This window comes from Gordonia malaquae NBRC 108250 (assembly GCF_000344135.1).
Taxonomy (GTDB): domain Bacteria; phylum Actinomycetota; class Actinomycetes; order Mycobacteriales; family Mycobacteriaceae; genus Gordonia; species Gordonia malaquae.
The window spans coordinates 42,778-65,368 of sequence record NZ_BAOP01000020.1; the positions used below are offsets into that span (position 1 = coordinate 42,778).

Consider the following 22,591-nt stretch of genomic DNA (forward strand, 5'->3'; position numbering starts at 1 on the left):
TAATAACCCCATGACCACTGCGCACGATTCCACACCTGCCACCACGACCGAGGGGCTGTCCGACCTCGCCGACCGGTCGCTGCAGCAGGTCGACACCTGGCTGCGCGCCGCAGAGAAGGCGCAGACCAAGCCCCACGCCTCGGCTCAGCGACTGGCCGCAGTGCTCTCCGATCCCACAGGACTCGACTTCACCGTCGGATTCGTCGACCGGGTGATCGGCACGGAGGACACCAAAGCCGCAGGCGAGGCGCTCGCGGAGATCGTGGCCGACGCACCGGCCTCTCTCGGCGCGCTCGACAAGCTGCAGATCCGTTCCGGCGCGGCCCTGGCCCGCACCTTCCCGAACATCGTCATCCCCGCCGCGCGCGCACGGATGCGGACGATGGTGGGCCACATGATCGTCGACGCCCGTGAGAAGCCGTTCGCGAAGGCCGTCAAGACACTGCGCGCCACCGGCCACCGCCTGAACGTGAACCCGCTCGGCGAGGCCGTTCTCGGCGACTCCGAGGCCGACAACCACCTCGAGGACGCCCGGACCCTGCTGCGGCGCGACGACGTCGACTACGTCTCGATCAAGGTCTCGTCCATCGCGTCGCAGATCTCCATGTGGGCGTTCGACGAGACTGTCGAGTACGTCCTCGAGCGACTCATCCCGATGTACCTGGAGGCCGCGTCGGCGCCCGCGGGCACCAAGTTCATCAATCTCGACATGGAGGAGTACCGCGATCTCGACCTGACGATCGAGGTGTTCACCCGCCTCCTGTCGATGCCCGAACTCAAGGACTACGAGGGCGGCATCGTCCTGCAGGCATACCTTCCCGACGCCCTCGGCGCGATGCAGCGACTGTCGGCATTCGCCGACGAGCGGATCGCGGCAGGCGGCGCGGGCATCAAGGTCCGCCTCGTCAAGGGCGCCAACCTGGCGATGGAAACGGTGCACGCCGAGTCGGCGGGCTGGCCGCAGGTGACGTGCGAGTCGAAGGAAGCCACCGACACCAACTACAAGCTGGTCCTGCACTGGCTCCTGCAGCGCGATCACATGCGCGGCCTCCGCGTCGGCGTCGCCGGACACAACCTCTTCGACATCGCCTTCGCGCACCTCCTCTCCGAGTCGCGCGGCGTCGCCGACCGCGTCGAGTTCGAGATGCTCCAGGGCATGGCGACCGAGCAGGCCGAAGTGGTCAGCGCCGACGTCGGCCGACTGCTCCTTTACGTCCCGACGGTCAAGCCCGCCGAGTTCGACGTCGCGATCTCCTACCTCGTGCGCCGCCTCGAAGAGAACGCCGCGTCGGCCAACTTCATGTCCGGCATCTTCGACCTGAAGCCCGGCAGCGCGATCTACCGCCGCGAGGCCGACCGCTTCACCGGCGCCGTCGACGCCCTCGCACGCCGCATCGACTCGCAGGGTCACACCGCACCGCTTCCGAACCACCGCCAGAACCGCGCACTGGAGGAATCAGCCCCCGCGACGTCGTTCGACGGGACTCTTCCGCCGTTCGCGAACGAGCCCGACACCGACCCGTCGCTGCCGGCCAACCAGGCGTGGGCCCGCGATGCGATCAACCGCAGTGCTGAGCCGGGCTGGCTGGACGCTCAGGCGGTCCCCGCGACTCTCGCCGAGGGCGACGTCGACGCTCTCGTCGCGACGGCTCGTGAAGCCGCAGTGGAGTGGGCCGCACGACCGGCTGCGCAGCGCGCCGCACTCCTCTACAAGACGGCCGACATCCTCGCCCGCAAGCGCGGCCATCTCGTGTCGATCGCCGCCGCGGAGGCCGGGAAGTCGGTCGCCCAGTCCGATCCGGAGATCTCCGAGGCCATCGACTTCGCGCGCTACTACGCCCACCAGGCGCTGGAACTCGGCGACGTGAAGAACGCGACCTTCACCCCCGACCGGGTTGTTGTGGTCACTCCCCCGTGGAACTTCCCGATCGCCATCCCCGCAGGTGGAACGTTCGCCGCCCTCGCGGTCGGCGCCGCCGTGATCCACAAGCCCGCGGCACCGACTCCACACTGCTCGATGGCCGTTCTAGAAGCCCTCTGGGAAGCCGGAGTCCCGCGCGAGGTGTGCCACGGCGTGTTCCCGGACGAGGGCCCGGCAGGCAAGAAGCTGATCAGTCACCCCGACGTAGACCGCGTGATCCTCACCGGAGCGTCCGACACCGCCGCACTGTTCCAGTCGTGGAGCCCCGACCTGAAGATCAACGCCGAGACCTCCGGCAAGAATGCACTGATCATCACCCCGTCGGCCGACCGCGACCTCGCGATCGCCGACCTCGCCCACAGCGCGTTCGGGCATGCGGGCCAGAAGTGCTCGGCCGCCTCGCTCGGCATCCTGGTCGGCAGCGTCTACGATTCCGAGCGCTTCCGTCGGCAGCTCGTCGACGCCGCGAAGTCGATGGTCGTCGACTGGCCGACCAACCTGTCCGCCACGGTCGGACCGCTGACCGAACTCCCCAGCGACAAGCTCACCCGTGCCCTGACCACTCTCGAGCCCGGCGAGACGTGGCTGCTCAAGCCACGACAGCTCGACGACACCGGTCGCCTCTGGTCGCCCGGCATCAAGGACGGCGTCGCCCCCGGGTCGTTCTTCCACCTCACCGAGTGCTTCGGCCCGGTGCTCGGCCTGATGCGAGCCGACACCCTCGACGACGCGATCAGTCTGCAGAACGCCACCGACTTCGGGCTCACCGCAGGTCTGCACTCGTTGGAGACTCGCGAGGTCCGCACCTGGCTCGACCGGGTCCAGGCGGGCAACGTGTACGTGAACCGCGGCATCACCGGAGCCATCGTCCGCCGCCAGTCGTTCGGCGGGTGGAAGCGTTCCTCCGTCGGACTCGGCTCCAAGGCAGGCGGCCCGAACTACCTGATGCTCCTCGGTTCGTGGGCCGACGCCCTGGACTCCACTGCGAGCTCCTGGCTGGACGAGGCCGTTGCCGACGACCGCGTCGCATGGGCGTCTGAGTTCGCCACCGGCCGCGACGAGACCGGCTTGACGGGCGAGGCCAACGTGTTCCGCTACCGTCCGTCCGACGTTGTACTGCGGGTGGGCGCGGACGCGTCCCCCGCCGAGACCGCGCGTGTGCTGGCCGCGGCGACGCTCGCCGGAGCACGTGTCCGGATCAGCGCCTCGCCCGGCATCGCCCCCGCGACGGCAGAGGTCCTCAGTCGCGCGTCGTCGACAGTCGGCACCGCAGACGACGGGGCTTTTGCGGCGACGGTCGCAGGCCTCGACGCTCCCCGAGTGCGCACTGTGGGATCGGTCGCCGACTCGATCCGCGCTGCGGTCGCGGCGCGCCCCGACGTGGCGCTGCTCGACGACGCCGTGACCGCGTCGGGTCGAGTGGAGCTCCGCTACTGGCTCGTGGAGCAGGCCGTCTCGATGACGTTGCACCGCTTCGGAAACCCGAATCGGGCCTTCAACGAGCTCGCCGCCGAACTTCGTCGATAGCTTCGTACATCAGAACAAATGTGGGGTCGCACTTTTGTGCGACCCCACATTTGTCTCCACACTCCGGCGATGCAGAATTTCCTGAGTCGATGATGTGAATCACATACGCTTTCCGTGAGTGATGTGCCAACGCACAGCAGTTCGAGCGTCGACCCCACAGACCCCCCGAGAGGCAAGCCTGATGTCCCTAGCGTCATCCATAGCGAGCGGCGACAAGACGTTCCAGTACGTCGCCGTCATCCTGTACTTCGCAGCCATGCTGGGCATCGGCTACTACGCGTACACGAAGACCAAGAACGACCTCGACGGCTACATGCTCGCCGACCGCGGCCTCAAGCCGTGGATCGCGGCCCTCTCGGCCGGCGCCTCCGACATGTCGGGGTGGCTGCTCATGGGCCTGCCGGGCGCGATGTACCTCTCCGGCCTGTCGGAAGCATGGATCATGATCGGCCTGCTGGTCGGCGCGTGGGCCAACTGGCGACTCACTGCTCCGCGTCTGCGCGCATACACCGAAGTCGCGGGCGACGCGATCACCATCCCGAGCTTCTTCGAGACCCGCCTTCGTGACAACTCCCGAATCCTGCGCATCACCTGCGGCGTGATCATTCTGGTGTTCTTCACGTTCTACGTGTCGAGCGGGATGGTCGCCTCCGGCAAGTTCTTCGACAGCGCGTTCGGCGTCAACTACACGGTCGGCATGCTCATCGTCGCGGGTATCACCATGCTGTACACGTTGTTCGGCGGATTCCTCGGAGCGTCGCTCACCGACGTTGCGCAGGGCGTCCTCGTCGTCATCGCACTGCTCGCAGTCCCGATCATCGGCATCATCAACCTCGGCGGCGTCGGAGCGACGGTCGACGGCGTCCGCTCGGTCGATGCCGATCATCTCAGCTTCTTCGCAGGCAGCTCCGCCATCGCCATCATCTCTGCGGCGGCCTGGGGCCTCGGCTACTTCGGTCAGCCGCACATCATCGTCCGATTCATGGCCCTGCGCACGCCCGGCGAGGCCGGCACGGCACGACGGATCGGTATCGCCTGGATGTTCGCGTGTGCACTCGGAGCGGTCGGAACGGCGCTCGTCGGCATCGCGTACTTTGCGAAACACCCGGCCGACAAGCCCGCCGACGCCGAAACGGTGTTCCTCGCACTCTCCCAGATCCTGTTCCACCCGTTCATCGCGGGCCTGGTTCTGGCTGCGGTCCTGGCTGCCATCATGTCGACGATCTCGTCGCAGCTGATCGTCTGTTCGTCGGCACTGGTGGAAGACCTGTACAAGCTCGTCTCCGAGAAGACCGGTCGTGGGACAGGCCTCAGCGACATGACGTACGTGCGCCTCGGCCGACTCGGTGTGCTCGGAATCGCGGTGATCGCCGCACTCCTCGCGCTGTCGCCGTCCAACAGCATCCTCGATCTGGTCGCATTCGCCTGGGCGGGCTTCGGCTCGGCGTTCGGACCGGCCATCGTCCTGTCCCTGTACTGGCGTCGCCTCACCACGTGGGGAGCCCTCGCCGGCATCGTCGTCGGTGCAGTCGTCGCCTACGCCTGGGACAAGCTCGCCAGCGCGGACGTCTACGAGATCATTCCCGGCGTGATCGCGAGCTTCATCGCCGCCATCGTGGTCAGCCTGATCACGTACAAGCCCAACCCTGAGATCGACGCCGAGTTCGACGCCGCGAAAGCGCTTGCCGCCTCACGTGCGCCATTCGAGGAGTTCAAGGGCGACAGCGATATGAAGGGCGTTAGCGCTTAGCGGCGCGGGCAGGAGCGCGTCGGCGCGCGCGAGCCGTCGCACCACCGTGTTGCGGTGCGTGTACAGCCGCGCCGCCGCTTCCGCCGCATTGCATCCAGACGCGAACCACGTCCTGACACACGTCAGGACGTGGTCGTCTGCATTCGCCAAGTCGCCGAGGGTGTTGGTGATGAACTCGTCAGCGGCCGACTGGTCGTCGCCGAGGAGAGCCACGATCCGCAAGTCGTCGTAGTGCGCGACGCGGCGGGACGAACCGACACGCGCGATCACCCGCCTCACCGACAACGCCTCGAAATGACTGCGCCGGAACCCGTCGAGATCGATACCCGTGGACCCTATCGCCACTCGCACGCCCGGATGACCGGTGACGGCGGCGCCCATCCGCAGGTCGCTCGTCGGCAGCCACACCCATAGTTCCGACGCCCCGGACACGACGGTGAGGCGTCGGCTCACGCCGCTCGCCTCCATGATCGAATCGCAGGCAGCCTCCAGTTCGTCGGGCGCAGTGCCTGGATCTCCGGTGAGGACGAGTGCCGTGTGCGGACCGTCGAGGCGATAGCGGAGTTGCGTTTCGGCGCGTTCGCGGCTGATCGGAGCGCCTTCGAGAACGAGTGCAACGGCCACCCGCCGCTGGGCGTGAGTGTCACCGGCGAGTTCAGCCCGTGCAGCGTCGATCAGTTCGGCCAACTGCTGGACGGTGTCGTCGACGAACACCGCAATGGATTCCGAGGTGACCTGCAACAGTTCGCGGAGTTCCGCGGGATCCTCGGTGAGGACAAAACAGATCTCCATCCAGAGCCGCCACGCGACGTTCTGCGCCGTCCGGAACGAGTCCAGTGCGCCCGCGTCCAACCCACGACGAGCGAGGTCACGGATGTACGTCTCGGTCTCATCGGTGACGTTCACCGGCACCCGCGCTCCGGGCTCAGCGGAGTTGGCCGTCGCCCAATGGCGGAGGTTTCCCTCATTGATGCGCAGGGCCACTTCGAGCAACGCGGGATCGTCGGCTATCACGTCCATTCCCGCACCACCGACCACTGCTGTATCGACCTGAGCGAGCCAGTCCGGTGGGGCTTCCAGCACCACCTGCACACCGGCGCGGATCAGAGCTGCGACTTCAGGGGAGACACCCACGTGGTCGATTATGCACCAGGCACGGTCGATTCCTGGTCTAGATCACCACTTGCAACAATTCAGGATTACAACGATCATTGTTAACAACGCCCAGTAGTCACAACCGAACGGACCAGGCACATGCCCACTGACTCCATCCTCACCGACGCACCGCTCGACGTGCTCGTGCTCGGCGCAGGCATCTCCGGCATCGGCGCCGGCCACTACCTGCGCACCGAGCATCCGTCGAAGTCGTTCGCGATGCTCGAGTCGCGCGACGCGGTCGGCGGCACGTGGGACCTGTTCCGCTACCCCGGCATCCGCTCCGACTCCGACCTCAACACCTTCGGGTACGAGTTCAAGCCGTGGCAGGATCCGCAGTCGATCGCCGATGCGCCTCGCATCCTCGACTACCTGCGCGAGGCGATCGCCGACGACCACCTCGACGACGCGATCGTGTTCAACCGTCGTGCCATCGCCATGAACTGGTCCGAGGCCGATCAGCTGTGGAACGTGACCGTTCGTCGCAACGACTCGACCGACGACGACACGTTCAACGTCCAGGCCCGGTGGGTGTTCGCAGGCACCGGCTACTACAATTACGACGAGGGCTTCACCCCCGAGTTCCCGGGCAGCGAGAAGTTCGCCGGTCAGATCATCCACCCGCAGCATTGGCCCGAAGACCTGGATTACAAGGGCAAGAAGGTCATCGTGATCGGGTCCGGCGCCACCGCGGTGACTCTGGTTCCGTCCATGCAGGCCGACGCCGCGCACGTCACGATGCTGCAGCGCACACCCACGTACGTGATCCCGTTGCCCCGCGAGGACGCGGTCTCGAACGCTCTCAAGAAGGTCCTCGGCGCAGACCGCGGCTACGCATTGAGCCGGCAGAAGAACATCGTGCAGCAGAAGGTTGTCTACAACCTCTGCCAGCGGTACCCGCGGCCTGCACGCGCGATCATCCGAGCCACCAACAAGGCGCTTCTGCCCCGCGATTTCGACATCGACACCCACTTCAACCCGCCGTACAACCCGTGGGACCAGCGGCTCTGCGTGGTGCCCGACGGTGACCTGTTCAAGGCGATCAAGAAGGGCAGTGCGTCGATCGAGACCGGTCGGATCGCGACTTTCACCGAGAAGGGCATCCGCCTGGAGGACGGCCGAGAACTCGAAGCCGACATCATCGTCACCGCCACCGGCCTCAACCTGCAGTTGTTCGGCGGCATGGAAGTGAGCCTGGACGGAGAGGCCGTCGATCTGTCGCAGACAACCGCGTACCGCGGCATGATGCTGTCGGGTCTCCCGAACTTCGCCATGGCGATCGGCTACACCAACTCGTCGTGGACCCTCAAGATCGGGCTGCTGTGCGAGTACTTCTGCCGCGTTCTGACCTACCAGGACGCCAACGGATACACGTCGGTCCGCGCAGTTGAGCCCGAGGGCCTGGAGAAGCGCCCGCTCCTCGACTTCGGAGCAGGTTATGTGAAGCGTGCGCTCGATCGTCTTCCCAAGCAGGGAACGCAGAGCCCGTGGACGATGACGATGGCGGTCTCCTCCGACGTGAAGCAGCTCCGCAAGGGCGAGATCGTCGACGAGTTCCTCGACTACCGCAAGGCTCCGGTCGCCGCAGGCGTCTGATCCGACTCGGTACGAACTAGTGTCGTGTGTTGAAAGTTCCTAGACGGTTGGCGGTGCTCCGCTGTGCAGCTGGCAAGGCGGAGGAGGGAGGGATACCGGCAGGTATCGCGACCGACGACAACGCTGCCAGGTGTGCAGCGGGGTGCCGCCAACCATTAAGGAACTTTCAACACGCGACACTAGAACAAAGGCGGTGCACCCGTGAAGGTGCACCGCCTTTGTCGTCGCTATGCGATCAGTACAGCGAGGAGGAGATCTGCGGCCAGGAGTAGTGCAGTTCGCGCTCCCAGTAGCCCCACGAGTGAGTGCCGGTGGGACGCAGCTTGATGGTCGCGGGGATCTTGAGCTGGGCGAGACGCTGCGCCATCTGCTGAGTGCAGACGTTGGTCACCGCTTCGATGCCGCCACCCAGGATCACGCGATCGGCGAGATTGACGCTGTCCGTCGCGGTGCTGCCCGCCTCGACCGACTCGTCCTGGCCCGGAAGGCCGCTGTTGGACGACAGATACACCTTGGTGCCGCGCAGCTTCGCCGCGTTGATGTACGGGTCGTTGGCCTTCCAACCTGCGCCCTTGTACGGACCCCACATGTTCGTGGTGTCGGCACCGCCACGGCTCTCGACGACGGTCCGGATGTACTGCTGCCCCGCCGGGTCACTCGTCCGTGCGCAACCGCTGTACGACGCCGCCGTCGTGTACAGACCAGGCGCGGCGATCGCGAGGTTGAGCACCGAGGTGCCCGCCATCGAGATGCCCGCGATGGCGTTCTTGCCGGTGGTCTTGAGCTCATCATTCAGAACGGGCGGGAGTTCCTTGGTCAGGAACGTCTCCCACTTCTGAACGCCGAGCTTCGGGTCGGCCTTCTGCCAGTCGGTGTAGTACGAGAACGCGCCCTTGAGCGGTGTCACCACGTTCACGTGCTTGTTCGCGAAGAAGCCCGTGTAGTCGGTGCGGTTGGCCCAGCTCGCCGAGTCCTCTCCGCCGCCCGCACCGTTGAGCAGGTAGAACACCGGTGCAGGCGTGGAGTTCGCCGGGACGAGGACGTCGAGCGGGATGTCCTTCTGCATCGACGCCGAGTAGACGGTGACGAGCAGGCGGGACGGCTTGTCCAGGTCGCCGTTGTGGTAGGCGACCGGAACCGAGCTGACCACGTGTGACTCGCCTGACGACGGGTCGGCCTGTGCGATCGCGGCCGGTGCGGTGGTTCCCACCGCGGCGGCCACAGCGGCCGTGATCAGGCATCGTGCGGTTCTCGTGAACTTCATGGTGTGTCTTTCTTAGGAGCCGAAGATGTCCGACAGGCTGCCTGCCGAGCTGCCGTTGCCGCCGGGGGCGGTCGTCGTGGGCTTCGTCGTGGTCGGCGTGGTGGGGTCGGTGGTGTCGGTCGGATCCACCGGAACATCCTTGGCGGTGACCGTGACGTTCTTCGTGGTCGACTGCGCACCGATGGTCGCCTTCAATGCCACTGCACCCGGTGCGGACGGGGTCCACTGGCAGGTCGCCTTGTGATCGGCGCCGAGCGTCAGGTTCTGGCAGATCGCAGTGCCGTTCGCGGTCAGGGCAACGCTCGCACCGACAGCGGCATCCGACTCAACTGTCACCGTGACGGCGTCGCCGACCTTCGGAGCGGCACTGAGAGTGACGATCGGGGCGCCGGGCTCCGGATCGGGGTCCTTGGGCGAGACGGTTCCACCGATGGACGACGACGACCCTGCGAGGGTCGCGGTGCCGGAGTACACGGCCTTCAGCGAGTAGGCGCCCTCGTTGGACGGGGTCCAGGAGACCGTCGCCTTGCCTGCGACGACGTTCGCGGTGCCGAGCGACACGTTGTGGTTGAAGAACTCGACAGTGCCGTCTGCGACCGTCGCGGTGCTCGTGATCTTCGCGGTGACCGTTGACGGGTCACCGACCTTCGGAGCAGGGCTCACCGAGACAGCTGTGGTGGTGGCGTCCTTCTGCGGCGGGGTCTGGACCTTGATGTTCGGCCCCTTGTCCTGGTACGTCCCGCTGCCGAGTGAACCGCCGTAGTGCATGGTGCCGACAGCGAGGTTCACTCCGGTCGGGCAGTTCTCGCCCACCTTGTACTTGAGCGAGATAGTCCGCTTCGCCCCCCATCCCGCACCGACTCCCGGAACGCGCCACGAGGTCAAATTAGGCGATTCGAGACGGACGAAGCCGAGCTGACCAGCTGCCGCGGTGGACACCTGCACGTTCGTGGTGGCTGAATCCTCCCACTTCGCACTGCCCTGAACGTAGTCCAGACAACCGTCTTCGAGGTCCTTGAAGTTATACACGTCCTCGAACGACCACTTGCGCTGGAATGTGGTCGACACGGTGATCGTGTCACCGATGGCGGGATTCACATCGCTCACGGTGCGCGAGAAGGCCGTGTTGCCGTCGGACCATTCAATGGTCGCGGGTGCCGCCGCTGCGACACCGGGAGTCGACGCGATAAGGCCTGCGACGACCAACAGTCCGGTTCCGGTCGCCGCTGCGACGCGGCCCAATGATCTAGTCATGTCTGCTGTCTCTTCCGTGTCTCAGCCGAACAGGCTGCCGAGGCTGCCCGTGTCGAGGCTGCCGTTTCCGCTGTTTGGATTCGTGGTTGTCGGAGTGGTTGTTCCGGTCGGCTCTTCGGTGACCGGAGGCTTCGCGACGGTGATCGTCGGTCCCTTGTCCTCGTACGTGCCCGAACCGAGGGACCCTCCGTAGTGCATCGATGTCGGCATCGCGACACCAGTTCCACAAGATTCGCGCACGTAGAACTGCATCGAGACCGATTTCTTGCCTCCGAAGCCTGAGCCGAGGCCCTTGACGACCCACGACGTGATGCTCGGCGCGTTCACTTTGACGTATGCCTGCGGGTCTGCGGGGGTTCCCGAGCTGATCTCGACTTTGTCGGCAGGAGACGGTGATCCTCCCCAGCCTGCGCTGCCCTCGATGTATCGGAGGCAGGCCGGAACGAGTTCTTTGACGCTGTAGATGTACTCGTCGGCCCACTTGCGCTGGAACTGTGTGGTGATGGTGATCGTGTCGCCGATCTCGGGCGTGGTGTCGCTGACCAGCTGGTTGAATCGAGAGTTTCCGTCCTCCCAGTAGGTGAGGCCCTCGTCTGCCGAGGCCGATCCGCTTGACAGTGCAACGCCGGTCGCGGCGATCGCGCAGGCGCTGAGTCCCGCCACGATCCGTCCGAACATGCTTGTAGTCATGAGGTGTTTTCTCCTGAGGAAGTTGTCGTCGATGAATGACTAGGAGGAGCCGAACAGGCTGCCGATGTCGAGGCTGCCGTTGCTGCCTCCAGGCTCCGTCGGCTCCTCGACCGTGCCTTCTGCGATCGTGATGACCGGACCCTTCTCCTTGTACGTACCGCTGCCGAGAGAGCCGCCGTAGTGCATCGTGGTCGACAGGACGTCGCCGGCCTTACACGCGTTGGTGACGCGGAAGTCCGTCGTGAGCTTCACCTTGGCGCCCCACCCACTGCCGAGACCCGTGACCTTCCAGGCGGTGATGCTGGGCGCTTCGACACGCATCCATGATTCGTCCGCTCCCGGTTCCGAGGTGGTGACCTTGGACGTCACCAGCTTGCCCGCCCACGTCGTGGTCCCCGGCACGGACTCGATGCACGAACCAACGAGTTCCTTCACGTTGTAGATGTACTCATCGGCCCACTTGCGCTGGAACGACGTAGTCACCGTGAACGTCTCGCCGACCTTGGGGTTGTCGTTGCTGACCGTCTGTTCGAAGCGGGAGTTTCCGTCCTCCCAGTAGGTCATGGTGTCGATCGCGGCGCCGGCGGTGCCGGGCACTGCGACGATGCTCGAGAGCGCGACAGCGCTCGCGCCGACGACAAGCGCGGCGGTTCTCTTCATGGACATGCGTCAACCTGTGTTTCTGTGAATCGGGGCGCGCTGGGAGGGAGCGCAGGAACGGGGATGGTCAGTGCGACGTGAACGGTGACTTAGGATCCGCTCAAACCGCCGAGGCTTCCGGTGTAGAGACTTCCCGAGTCGAGCCCGGGCAAAGCACCGAGACTGCCTGCCGGGCTGTCGTTGATGTGGACTTTCTGGGTGATGGTGACCGGGGAGTCCGTGCCGACAACAGCCTTGACGGTGTAGTCGCCCTTCTTCTTCGGCACCCACGTGCAGGTGACGCGGCGATTGCCGTCGAGTTTGAGGTTTCCGCACCCGTCGACGGTCTTGCCGTCGATGGTGAGGACGACCGGCGCACCGGGAACGCCTTCGGGGTGACTGACCGTCAGGAACACATCGTTCGCAGCGAGGGCGTCCGTGGGGTTGATCGTGATCGAGGGACGGCCCGCGACGACATTCAGCATGGGACCGACGAACGGTCGGGTGTTTCCGCTCTCGAACGCCCAGGTGGTGCTCCATTCGAGACCGCCGGAATTGAGCGGGCCGAGTTCGCAGCTGCTGCCGACGAGGTAGTCCTGCGTCCAGATCAGCGGGTCGGCCTGCCAGGAGTTCGCGCCGGGGGCGTCGATCATCGCCCATCCCGCACCCGAGGAGAACTCGCCGGGCGCCTTCGTCCCCTCGCCCTCGGGATCATTGGTGTAGGTCTTGCCGTTCACCTTCCACGTGGAGGTGTTCGGCACTGCTTCGAAGCACGTCGGATGCGTGTCCTTGATGGAGTAGACGAGCCATGCCATCTTGCGGCTCAATTTGTTCGTGATGGTGACCACGTCGCCGCGGGCGACTGTGCCACCGACGAGTGACGGGCCGCTCACCGAACGCTGGAACGACGCCGCGTCAGACTCGCCGTTGATCGGTCCGACCACGTCGGCGGCGCTGATGCCGGGGGCGCCCGTCACGACGAGCGCGGCGGCCGCTGCGGTGGTCAGCACCGCAGCGGCCGTCCGGCGTGCGAGAGAGGTCACGGGGAGGTTCACGTGCACGAGCTCCTGTTGATCGATCGAACGAGAGATTCATGTCACCGTACGGTCACGAACGTGAATTCCGTCATTCAGATCGGGAAGCTGGCACGATTTTGCGCGACCCCGATCAGCGCTGGAGCAATCCCTTGGCTACATGGGTGACCTGAATCTCGTTCGATCCTGCATAGATCATCAGCGACTTTGCATCGCGGGCGAGTTGCTCCACTCGATACTCAGCCATGTACCCGTTTCCTCCGAACAGCTGAACCGCTTCCATGGCAACTTCTGTCGCCGCGCGCGAGGAGTACAGCTTCATCGCAGACGCCTGCGCGAGAGTCGGCGGCTTACCCGCTTGAGCAGCCTCAATAGCGACGAACAGCATGTTCTGGACATTCAGGCGCGCCACTTCCATCTCGGCGAGCTTGAGCTGGATCAACTGGAACTTGGCGATCTCCTGACCCCAGAGGGTGCGGGTCCGGGCGTAGTCGATCGACAGACGCTGAGCCTCGTTGATGATGCCCAGCGAGAGAGCGGCGATGCCGATCCGCTCGGCGGTGAAGCCCGCCTTGGCATTGTCGCCGCCACTGCGGTCGCCGGTCTCCTCGGTTTCGCCCAGCAAACGGTCGCGCGACACACGCACGTCGTCGAAGAACAGCTCGCCGGTGGGCGAGCTCATCATGCCCATCTTCTTGAAGGGCTTGCCGAGCGTGAGGCCTTCCATTCCGGCGTCGAGCACAAATGTCAGTACCTTGCGGTCACGCATCGGCGTGCCGTCGCCCTCGTCGAGCTTGGCGAAGACGACGATCGTGTCCGCGTACGGACCGTTGGTGATGAAGGTCTTGTTGCCTTTGAGGATGTAGTCGTCGCCGTCTCTGCGGACAGTGGTCTTCATGCCGCCGAGCGCATCCGACCCGCTGTCGGGTTCGGTGATGGCCCAGGCGCCGACCTTCTCCATCGTGACCAGCTCGGGCAGCCAACGCTTCTTCTGGGCGAGCGTTCCGCGGCTCCGGATGGTCGACACCGTCAGGCCCATCGACACGCCCATCGACGCGATGGTGCCGAGGGACACTCCGGCCATCTCCATGTTGAGGATCAGGAACATCGAATTGGCGAGCGTGCTGGAGCCGCCGCCTGCAGGCTTGGCCTCACCGGCTTCCTGCGCCGCGAGTTCTTTCTCCAGATTCTCGGCGTTCATCGAATCCATGCCGAAAGTCGACAGGAGCTTGCGGATGATGTCGTACGGCGGGAGTTTCCCGCTCTCGAGATCGTCGACGTACGGACGCACTTCTTTGTCGATGAACCCTCGGACGGCGTCTTGCACCATCCGGTCTTCGTCGGACCACTCGAACATGGAACCTCCAAGGAATTGAAACGTGTTCTACTTCGATCATGACCCTAGCGCCCCGACCGTGGACGCCACACCCTACGGCCGCATTCATCGTCCCGACTCCCTGACACCGGACGCTCTCGACGCTCGAACGTGGATGGGCGACGAGTCCCCCTCGGACGATCCCGATGGGGCGACACGCATCTGGGACGCTGCGCGCCACTGGTACGCCGTCGGCACACAGCCCGCTGTGCAGATATGCGTCCGACACCGCGGACGCATAGTGCTCGATCGTGCGATCGGGCACGGTCGCACTCCCCTCGAGCAGGTCACGGGATCGACACCGTTCTGCTTGTACTCGGCGTCGAAGGTGATCGCAGCCGTGGCGGTATGGCGGCTGATCGACCAGGGCCTGCTGCGGCTCGACGACCGCGTCGCCGACCTGATCCCCGGGTACGGGACGCGGGGCAAGTCGTCGACGACGGTTGATCACGTCCTGACACACCGCGCGGGCGTGCCGTTCGCCTTCGCCGGGCTGGACGACCCCCTGCGCGCGGATGATCGCGACTACGTGCGGCGGAGCCTGAATCGCCTCTGGGCCGTCCATCCACCCGGGATGCTGCACATCTACCACGCGTTGACTTGGGGCCCGCTGGTCCGCGAGATCGTCGAGGCCGCCGCGGGCCGCGGCATCCGCGACTATGTGGCCGACGAGGTGACCGGCCCACTCGGACTGCGGTGGACCAACTTCGGAGTACATGCCGACGAACTCGTCGAGGTGGCGCACAGCCATGTGACCGGCCCCCGCGTTCGGGTGCCGATCGACACGGCGTTCGTGCTGTCCACCGGACACACCTTGGCCGCCACCATCACGGCATCCAATTCCCCCGATTTTCTGACCAGCGCCGTTCCGTCGTCGAATGGCGTGTCAACAGCGCGGGAGCTCTCCCGATTCGCCGAGATGCTGCTGCGCGGCGGAGAAGGCGTGCTGCGGCCGGAGACCGTGGCTCGCGCCCGCCGGCAACGAAGGGTCCTGCGGCCCGACGTTGCGACATCCGGTTCGCCACTGCGGTGGGGCACGGGGTTCATGCTCGGGTCGCACTACTTCGGCCCGTTCGGCCGTCGCGCACCCGAAGCGTTCGGGCACACCGGCCTCACGCACGTCGCGATGTGGGCCGACCCGCAACGCGAACTGGCCGTCGCCGTCATCAGCAGCGGCAAGACGCTCTCCGACGACGGCGGCCACTACCGTGCCCTGATCAACACGATCGCCGCGTCCTTCCCCGCTGGCTGAGGACAGGAATTGTCGTACGTGTGTGCGATGCTCGCGGCATGAATCGAGGTGACGAGATGCTGGTGGTGCCGAAGGACTGCGTCCTCTGGTCTCATCACCAGCCGTATGCGGAAGCTGTGTTGGACGACTACACGACGGTTGATCTCGACCAATGGAACAATCGACTGGCGAGGCTCCGCATCCCCGCCCGCGTGTACGCGACCGATGCCGACGGCGCACAGATCGAGTCCGGCGTCGGACACATCCGGCGCGGAGACCTCGAGGCCACGAGCACCCGTCTCGATCTCGGTCCCGAACCGACACTCAACCGTCTGTACCTGTGCGCTGCGTGGCTTCGGTCGCACGACGGTCGCGGAGGCCTCCGGCGGTTCCCCGACGTCCGCGATCCACACGACACGTCACGTCCGTTCGACATGATCGCCCGAGCGCTCGACGCCTGTGAGCGAGTCCCGACGCTCGTCGAGACGGGCGCATTCCGCAACTGGTCGGGTTGGCCTGTCGCACCGGGTGTAGGCCACGCGCTGATGTCTCTGTACGGATGGGCGATCCACGGTCCGGGCCCGGACCGCCCACAGTTGCTCGACACCTACTCGGCGGCGAGCCTGGTCCGCTACGGCTGGATGGTCGGCGCGGGAGCATCCCAGTTCTCGGTGCGAACGTACGCGAGATACTCGAACCTGATTCACCGCTGGGCCGGTCAGGCCGGTACAAAACCGGAGATCGTGGAACTGTGGCTCAACCGCGACTGGCAGCGGCGTCTCGGTCAGCCGACGCTGCGGGGCGAGCCGTCGCTGTGGTGAGGCGTTGGTGGGGTGAGCACCGATCCCGGCCGGATCGAGACCGTGAAGTACTCACGGGGCGAGCGCGCCACAAGCGCCTGCGCGACGGGCGACGCCACCACGACCAACCCGTCGAATCCCTGCGTCGCGGCGACGATTCGGCTGACGAACTCGGTGATCGTCTCGCCGCCATGAGGACGGGAGTCGGGGTCGGTGAACCAGGCCTCGAGTTCGTCGGTCGGGACGTTCGTCGGTTCCAGGCCGGACCAGCGTGCGATGTCGACGGTCGCCAATGAGCGGTCCGGCTCGACATCGATGCCGAGCATCCGGGCGGTCTCGCGGACCGACGCCTCCGGACCCACCCGTACCGTCGTGGGAACGGCCACGTCGAGGCGCTCGATGTCACAGCGGCCTCGATCGTCGAGTGGGTCGTGCTCACCGCCGAACCGGACCGCACGGTTGGGTGCGGTCCGGCCGGCGACGATCACGGTGAGCGGCATCAGGCCTGCACTGACTCCAAACGCTGCGCGGAGGCGGCCGTGCGGCGCATCATCAGCCCGATGAGACCCACGAACACCACTGTCAGCACCGCCCAGAGCAGAACCTGGTTGGCGATGGCGTACACGCGATAGTCCGCGATCACTTGGCCGGGGAAGCCGGGCGCGACGATACGATCCCCGTCCATGACGGGTCCGGGAACCTCGTGGAAACTCGGGAGCAGAGCGCTGGTGATCGTGACGCCGACCAGATAGGCGACCGCCGCCGACGCACCGGCCCACAGTCCTCCGATCCGATCTGACAGCCAGATCGCGAGCACGACCGCGGCGACCGCGAGAACGATCGAGACCAGTGTCAGCGTCAAGTACGCACCGGATCTGGCGCCGATGGTGTCCTCCTCGCCGACCGCAGGCGGGTTGGGGGGATACACGAAGAAGGGCACCCCGATCACTGCGACGAACGCGACGCCACCGAGTGACGCTGCGAGGGTGCGCGGGTCGGCCTCCGGCCTGCGTCGGCCGATGATCGCCCACGCCACCGTGAATGCGACAGCGAACAGCGCGCCGATCGCTACCGCGAAGACGACCGTGCCGACTCCGGCTCCGATGTTCTCCTGCACGGAGCGACTGAACAGTTCGTGACCGTGGTCGTGCGCTCCGCCTGCGAGTTCGGATTCCGCGTGGGATCGAATGTCCTCGTAGTCGATGGCCTCGGCTACCCGCGGTTCGATGAAGATCCGCGCAAAGATGAAGCTGACGATTCCGGCGACCAGACCGCTGAGCAGTCCGGCGCCGATGAAAGTGCGTTCCATTTTCTCTTGTTCTCCCGGTCCGTTGATCAGTGGCAGGGGAAGCCGAGGAAATGACGCGCGTCGTGCACGAACTCGTGGACGTGGGTGTCGCTGCCGAAGACGGAGACGGCGCCCTGGTCGTAGCCGAGGAAGTAGTACGCGAGAGATGCGACCAGCACCGTTGCGGTGAGGGTGAGTGCCGCCGAAGCCGCGGAGAGGTCCGGGAGCGCGAGAGCTCGCGGTGCCGTCTGTGCCGATGAAACGGTCATGGGAATCTATTCCTGTCCTGCGGATTTCGCGTCCGCCCAATGGATATGCACACCCGGGGCGATATCTGACTCGCCAGCCCCTCACGGGTCCGACTCACAGTGGCGCGACCGTTTCGGATTCTCACCGAATTCCCGCACCGGGATTTCGGCAGCGTACCGCGCCTCGGACGCGGAGTTGTCGGTGGCATGGGATTCAATGGAGTCGTGGCCACACGCGCAGCAGTTCTTCAGCGCATGCAGCCGGCGACCCGAGAGTGGTTCACCGGTGCTTTCGCCGCGCCGACGCCCGTTCAGCTCGGAGCATGGGACTCCATCTCGAAAGGCGATGACACGCTGGTCATCGCACCGACCGGCTCCGGCAAGACCCTCGCCGCGTTCCTGTGGGCCATCGACTCCCTCACACAGAACTCCGGATCTCCACGATCGGGAGTGAGCGTCTTGTACATCTCGCCGTTGAAGGCCCTCGGCGTGGACGTCGAACGCAACCTCGCCGCACCTCTGACCGGTATCGCGCACACCGCGGCACGCATGGGTGTCGAGCCGCCGCACGTCACGGTCGGCGTCCGGTCCGGCGACACGTCGACTGCCGATCGACGGGCCCTGCAACGCACGCCTCCAGACATCTTGATCACCACACCCGAGTCGCTGTACCTGATGTTGACCTCATCGGCGCGCGAGACGCTGACGTCGGTGCAGACGGTGATCATCGACGAAGTGCACGCCGTCGCGTCCACCAAACGCGGTACCCACCTCGCATTGTCGTTGGAACGACTCGACGACCTGCTCTCCTCGCGCGCACAGCGGATCGGGCTGTCGGCCACCGTCCGCCCAGAGGAGCGTGTCGCCGAGTTCCTGTCCGGGTCGGCAACATGCACAATCGTCAAACCGCCCGCCGCGAAGACGTTCGACCTGCGCGTCGAGGTCCCCGTCGACGACATGGCGAACATCCCGGCACCGCCGTCGGCCGGTGACCTCGACGGTCTGGACGATGCGTTCTCCCCCACCGCCGGGTCGCTGTGGCCGTTCATCGAGGAGTCGATCGTCGACGAGATCGAACGCAACCGGTCGACGATCGTGTTCGCGAACTCCAGGCGCCTGGCCGAACGACTCACTGCTCGCCTCAATGAGATCGCCGCGGCGAGAGCAGGCGACCCGGTGGATCTCGATGCGGCGAACCCCCAGGTCCCGGGCGGTATGCCGTCGATGGTGTCGACGTCTGGATCCACCCGCGGCGCGTCCCCGGTACTCGCTCGGGCACACCACGGCTCGGTCAGCAAGGACCAACGTGCGGCCATCGAGGACGACCTCAAGTCGGGCCGCCTCCGCTGTGTCGTGGCGACCAGCTCCCTGGAGTTGGGCATCGACATGGGTGCTGTCGACCTGGTGGTCCAGGTGGAGGCGCCGCCGTCGGTCGCGTCCGGGCTGCAGCGCATCGGCCGCGCAGGTCACCAGGTCGGCGAGATCAGCAAGGGTGTGCTGTACCCCAAGCACCGGACCGACCTGATCCACTGCACGGTCACCGTGGACAGGATGGGCCGCGGACAGATCGAGTCGCTCGCGGTGCCGACGAACCCGCTCGACATCCTCGCGCAGCAGACGATCGCCGCGACCGCCGCGGGCGACGTGAGCGTCGACGACTGGTTCACGACCGTCCGCCGTGCGATGCCGTACAAGAGCCTCACCCGCGACGTGTTCGACGCGGTCCTCGACCTCATCTCGGGTCGCTACCCGTCAGACGAGTTCGCCGAACTCCGTTCACGGGTCGACTACGACCGATCCACCGGCGTCCTCACCGCCCGCCGGGGCACCCTCCGCCTCGCCGTCACCTCCGGCGGAACCATCCCCGACCGCGGCCTCTTCGGGGTGTTCCTCACCGGCTCGTCCGACAACGGACAGCTGCGCCGAGTCGGCGAGCTCGACGAGGAGATGGTCTACGAGTCGCGGGTCGGCGACGTGTTCGCACTCGGCGCCTCGAGTTGGCGGATCGAGGAGATCACCCACGACCGAGTCCTCGTCTCCCCGGCGTTCGGCCAGCCGGGGCGACTCCCGTTCTGGATCGGCGACGCGCAGGGCCGTCCCGCCGAACTCGGCGAGGCGATCGGCAAGTTCGTCGGACAGGTGTCCGACGACGCCAAACTGTCGGCACAAGCGGACCGGCTAGGGCTGACGGCGCGTGCCCGCGACAACCTGTCGGCACTGCTCACCGAACAGAAGCAGGCCACCGGGGCGTTGCCCACTGACCGCACGCTGATCGTCGAACGCTTTCGAGACGAACTCGGCGATTGGCGGCTGGTCCTGCACTCGCCCTACGGGCTGCGTGTCCATGCGCCGTGGGCGTCTGCGATCGCCTCCCAGCTGTCGGCGAGGCTCGGGCTGGACGGCGCGACCACGGCGACCGACGACGGGATCATCGTCCGGCTCCCCGACACCGACGATGCACCGCCCGGCGCCGAGGTGTTCACCGTCGATCCCGCGACTGTCGAGGATCAGGTGACGAGGGCACTCGCCGACTCGTCGATGTTCGCGTCGAGATTCCGTGAGTGCGCGGCGCGAGCGCTCCTGCTGCCCCGCCGTGATCCCGGCCGACGGGCTCCGCTGTGGCAGCAGCGTCAGCGGAGCGCACAGCTGCTGTCGGTGGCGTCGCAGTTCCCTGACTTCCCGATCATCTTGGAGACGGTCCGCGAATGCCTCGCCGACGTGTACGACCTCCCTGCCCTGATCGCGCTGCTCACCCGCATCTCTTCCCGCAAGGTCCGGGTCGCCGAGGTCGAGACGGCGTCGCCGTCCCCGTTCGCGGCGTCGATGCTCCTCGGTTACGTCGGCGCGTTCATGTACGACGACGACGCGCCGCTCGCCGAGCGCCGAGCCACCGCACTCTCGCTCGACACCGCGCTCCTCGCCCAATTGCTCGGCCGCGTCGATCTGCGTGAACTGCTCGACCCAGACGTCATCGCCGACGTGGTCGCGCGTCTGCAACGGACCGCACCGCAGCGTCGGGCACGCGACGCGGAGGACATCGGAGACATGGTGCGATGGCTGGGTCCCCTCACATCCGAGGAGATCGCCGCACGGTGCCTCGACGATGTCGACTCCGACGCCGCGCTGACAGTTCTCCTGTCAAGCGGCCGCGTGATCGCGATCCGGCACCGCGGCGTCGACCTGTATGCCGCGGTCGAGGACGCTGCTCGCCTCCGCGACGGCCTGGGCGTTCCGCTGCCCCTCGGTGTTCCCGCCGACTTCCTCGCTGCAGTGCCCGACCCGATCGGCGACCTCGTTCATCGTTTCGCTCGAACGCATGGCCCCTTCACGGCCGACGACGCGGTCGCGGCTCTCGGCATGGCGCCTGCCGTCGTCGCCTCGGCACTCGAGACACTCGCGGCGCGGCACACCGTGGTCGAAGGCGAGTTCGTGCCCCTCGACGGGCCGCACCGATCCCAGTGGTGTCATTCCGACGTGCTCGGCCAACTGCGGCGAGGCTCCCTCGCAGCGGGCCGCGCCGACGTCGAGCCCGTTCCCACCCAGGTGTACGCGCGTTTCCTCCTCGACTGGCAGCACGTGGCGCCCCAGACTCGACTGCGGGGCGTCGCCGGAGTCGCGGAGGTCGTCGAGCAACTCGCAGGCCACCCCGTTCCGGCGTCCGCCTGGGAAACGCTCGTCCTGCCCGCACGCGTCATCGACTACGCGCCGTCGATGCTCGACGAGCTTCTCGCCTCGGGCGAGGTCTGCTGGTCGGGACACGGTTCGATCAGCGGTTCAGACGGATGGGTGGCGCTGCACCTCGCCGATGCCGCTCCCCTGACTCTGCGCGAGCCCGACGATGTCGAACTCACGACCGTTCACGAATCGGTATTGGCCTCCCTCGACGGAGGCGGAGCCCTACGCGCCTCAGCTCTGGTCGAAGCGACGGGCGCCGACGAAGCGTCGGTGACGGCCGCTGTGTGGGACCTCGTGTGGTCGGGACGTCTCACCAACGACTCGTTCAGTGTTGTGCGCGCCGCACTGACACCTGCCCGATCGGCGTCCGCGCCCGCGCATCGCACACGCGGCCGCGCTCCTCGACTGCGGACGGCGCGCCTGTCGTCGCGTTACCTCGCAGGTGTGGACGGTCCGAGCCGCACGTCGCCGCTCCTGCAAGGCCGATGGTCCGTGCTGCAGCGACCCGACGTCGACTCGACCGCTGAAGCGGCCGCGACCTGCGAGATCCTTCTGGATCGGTACGGGGTGGTCACCAAGGGATCAGTCACGGTGAGCGAGGTCGACGGCGGATTCTCGCGGGTCTACAAAGCCCTCACCGTGTTCGAGGACGGCGGCCAAGTTCGCCGCGGATACTACGTCGACGGGCTCGGCGGCGCCCAGTTCGCGGCGGGTGCGACAGTCGATCGTCTCCGCGACGAGTTGCGGGTGCCACGCGAACGGGAGGCGGAGGCAGTCCTGCTCGCCGCGACCGACCCCGCGAACCCGTACGGCGCCGCCCTCGACTGGCCTGAGTCGGCTGACGGGCACCGCCCCGGACGCAAGGCCGGCGCCGTTGTCGTCCTGGTGTCCGGTGCATTGACCGTGTTCATCGAGCGTGGCGGGAAGACCGTCCTGACCTTCACCGACAACGTCGACGCCCTCGCGGCCGCAGCGGTGGCGGTCGCCGACGCTGTCCGCGCGGGCCGTGTCCCCCGCATCCACGTCGATCAAGTCGACCAGACGCCGGTGTCGACCACTGCATTCGGCCGTGAACTGGTGAACGCCGGATTCTCGTCGACTCCACGTGGGCTCCGCATGAACTACGACCCGAGGATGGGCTGAT

General features: G+C 66.3%; 16 protein-coding genes and 1 riboswitch. Of the genes, 6 read left to right on the plus strand and 10 right to left on the minus strand.

Features of this window, described 5'->3' with window-relative positions; translation table 11 throughout:
• Window positions 1–10 precede the first annotated feature (10 nt).
• Window positions 11–3,448: a proline dehydrogenase family protein gene (locus tag GM1_RS14095; protein WP_008379836.1), complete on the plus strand. Its 3,438-nt coding sequence runs from the start codon at window positions 11–13 to the stop codon at window positions 3,446–3,448.
• A gap of 181 nt (window positions 3,449–3,629) precedes the next feature.
• Window positions 3,630–5,198, plus strand: coding sequence for a sodium/proline symporter PutP (gene putP / locus GM1_RS14100; protein WP_008379837.1), 1,569 nt, complete (start codon window positions 3,630–3,632; stop codon window positions 5,196–5,198).
• On the opposite strand, the gene GM1_RS14105 is transcribed toward putP, so the two are convergent.
• On the minus strand, window positions 5,139–6,332 hold the full coding sequence (locus GM1_RS14105; protein WP_008379838.1) for a PucR family transcriptional regulator: 1,194 nt from the start codon (window positions 6,330–6,332) through the stop codon (window positions 5,139–5,141). The two genes, putP and GM1_RS14105, sit on opposite strands and share 60 nt — an antisense overlap.
• A 120-nt stretch (window positions 6,333–6,452) precedes the next feature.
• Here GM1_RS14105 and GM1_RS14110 point away from each other — a divergent pair, with 120 nt between their 5' ends.
• Complete coding sequence (locus tag GM1_RS14110) at window positions 6,453–7,949, plus strand: flavin-containing monooxygenase (protein WP_008379841.1); 1,497 nt, start codon at window positions 6,453–6,455, stop codon at window positions 7,947–7,949.
• Between the two features lie 235 nt (window positions 7,950–8,184).
• On the opposite strand, the gene GM1_RS14115 is transcribed toward GM1_RS14110, so the two are convergent.
• From GM1_RS14115 to GM1_RS14140, 6 genes are all read right to left on the minus strand, one after another.
• A complete protein-coding gene (locus GM1_RS14115) occupies window positions 8,185–9,213 on the minus strand; it encodes an alpha/beta hydrolase (RefSeq protein ID WP_008379843.1) in 1,029 nt (342 codons plus the stop codon).
• Window positions 9,214–9,225: 12 nt separating this feature from the next.
• A complete protein-coding gene (locus tag GM1_RS14120) occupies window positions 9,226–10,467 on the minus strand; it encodes an Ig-like domain-containing protein (protein WP_008379844.1) in 1,242 nt (413 codons plus the stop codon).
• Between the two features lie 21 nt (window positions 10,468–10,488).
• Window positions 10,489–11,157: a hypothetical protein gene (locus tag GM1_RS14125; RefSeq protein ID WP_008379846.1), complete on the minus strand. Its 669-nt coding sequence runs from the start codon at window positions 11,155–11,157 to the stop codon at window positions 10,489–10,491.
• A gap of 39 nt (window positions 11,158–11,196) precedes the next feature.
• Entirely contained in the window at window positions 11,197–11,823 is a 627-nt protein-coding gene (locus tag GM1_RS14130) for a hypothetical protein (protein WP_040520192.1), read from the minus strand.
• A gap of 83 nt (window positions 11,824–11,906) precedes the next feature.
• Window positions 11,907–12,839, minus strand: coding sequence for a hypothetical protein (locus GM1_RS14135; protein ID WP_157436021.1), 933 nt, complete (start codon window positions 12,837–12,839; stop codon window positions 11,907–11,909).
• 124 nt (window positions 12,840–12,963) lie between these two features.
• Window positions 12,964–14,187 carry an acyl-CoA dehydrogenase family protein gene (locus GM1_RS14140; protein WP_008379850.1) on the minus strand — a complete coding sequence of 408 codons (1,224 nt, stop codon included), beginning with the start codon at window positions 14,185–14,187 and terminating at the stop codon, window positions 12,964–12,966.
• Window positions 14,188–14,209: 22 nt separating this feature from the next.
• Here GM1_RS14140 and GM1_RS14145 point away from each other — a divergent pair, with 22 nt between their 5' ends.
• Both GM1_RS14145 and GM1_RS14150 read left to right on the plus strand, forming a co-directional pair.
• Entirely contained in the window at window positions 14,210–15,457 is a 1,248-nt protein-coding gene (locus tag GM1_RS14145) for a serine hydrolase domain-containing protein (RefSeq protein ID WP_008379851.1), read from the plus strand.
• Between the two features lie 38 nt (window positions 15,458–15,495).
• On the plus strand, window positions 15,496–16,257 hold the full coding sequence (locus GM1_RS14150) for an 8-oxoguanine DNA glycosylase OGG fold protein (RefSeq protein WP_157436023.1): 762 nt from the start codon (window positions 15,496–15,498) through the stop codon (window positions 16,255–16,257).
• Here the strand turns inward: GM1_RS14150 and GM1_RS14155 are convergent.
• From GM1_RS14155 to GM1_RS14165, 3 genes are read right to left on the minus strand one after another with little or no spacing between them, the layout of a single operon-like run.
• Complete coding sequence (locus GM1_RS14155; protein WP_008379855.1) at window positions 16,221–16,736, minus strand: histidine phosphatase family protein; 516 nt, start codon at window positions 16,734–16,736, stop codon at window positions 16,221–16,223. The two genes, GM1_RS14150 and GM1_RS14155, sit on opposite strands and share 37 nt — an antisense overlap.
• A complete protein-coding gene (locus tag GM1_RS14160) occupies window positions 16,736–17,545 on the minus strand; it encodes a CbtA family protein (protein WP_040520194.1) in 810 nt (269 codons plus the stop codon). Before GM1_RS14160 ends, GM1_RS14155 begins: the two co-directional genes overlap by 1 nt.
• Window positions 17,546–17,571: 26 nt before the next feature.
• Entirely contained in the window at window positions 17,572–17,793 is a 222-nt protein-coding gene (locus GM1_RS14165; protein ID WP_008379858.1) for a CbtB domain-containing protein, read from the minus strand.
• 40 nt (window positions 17,794–17,833) lie between these two features.
• Window positions 17,834–17,974: riboswitch (cobalamin riboswitch) on the minus strand.
• Window positions 17,975–17,979: 5 nt separating this feature from the next.
• Here GM1_RS14165 and GM1_RS14170 point away from each other — a divergent pair.
• Window positions 17,980–22,590: an ATP-dependent helicase gene (locus GM1_RS14170; protein WP_444542571.1), complete on the plus strand. Its 4,611-nt coding sequence runs from the start codon at window positions 17,980–17,982 to the stop codon at window positions 22,588–22,590.
• Window position 22,591: the final 1 nt, after the last annotated feature.

Bases quoted from the DNA above. Each gene is read 5' to 3' on its own strand.
- GM1_RS14120 (WP_008379844.1), bottom strand. From the start codon at position 10,467: ATGACTAGATCATTGGGCCGCGTCGCAGCGGCGACCGGAACCGGACTG.
- GM1_RS14110 (WP_008379841.1), top strand. From the start codon at position 6,453: ATGCCCACTGACTCCATCCTCACCGACGCACCGCTCGACGTGCTCGTG.
- putP (WP_008379837.1), top strand. From the start codon at position 3,630: ATGTCCCTAGCGTCATCCATAGCGAGCGGCGACAAGACGTTCCAGTAC.
- GM1_RS14160 (WP_040520194.1), bottom strand. From the start codon at position 17,545: ATGGAACGCACTTTCATCGGCGCCGGACTGCTCAGCGGTCTGGTCGCC.
- GM1_RS14125 (WP_008379846.1), bottom strand. From the start codon at position 11,157: ATGACTACAAGCATGTTCGGACGGATCGTGGCGGGACTCAGCGCCTGC.
- GM1_RS14115 (WP_008379843.1), bottom strand. From the start codon at position 9,213: ATGAAGTTCACGAGAACCGCACGATGCCTGATCACGGCCGCTGTGGCC.
- GM1_RS14130 (WP_040520192.1), bottom strand. From the start codon at position 11,823: ATGTCCATGAAGAGAACCGCCGCGCTTGTCGTCGGCGCGAGCGCTGTC.
- GM1_RS14165 (WP_008379858.1), bottom strand. From the start codon at position 17,793: ATGACCGTTTCATCGGCACAGACGGCACCGCGAGCTCTCGCGCTCCCG.
- GM1_RS14095 (WP_008379836.1), top strand. From the start codon at position 11: ATGACCACTGCGCACGATTCCACACCTGCCACCACGACCGAGGGGCTG.
- GM1_RS14155 (WP_008379855.1), bottom strand. From the start codon at position 16,736: ATGCCGCTCACCGTGATCGTCGCCGGCCGGACCGCACCCAACCGTGCG.
- GM1_RS14150 (WP_157436023.1), top strand. From the start codon at position 15,496: ATGAATCGAGGTGACGAGATGCTGGTGGTGCCGAAGGACTGCGTCCTC.
- GM1_RS14140 (WP_008379850.1), bottom strand. From the start codon at position 14,187: ATGTTCGAGTGGTCCGACGAAGACCGGATGGTGCAAGACGCCGTCCGA.
- GM1_RS14170 (WP_444542571.1), top strand. From the start codon at position 17,980: ATGGGATTCAATGGAGTCGTGGCCACACGCGCAGCAGTTCTTCAGCGC.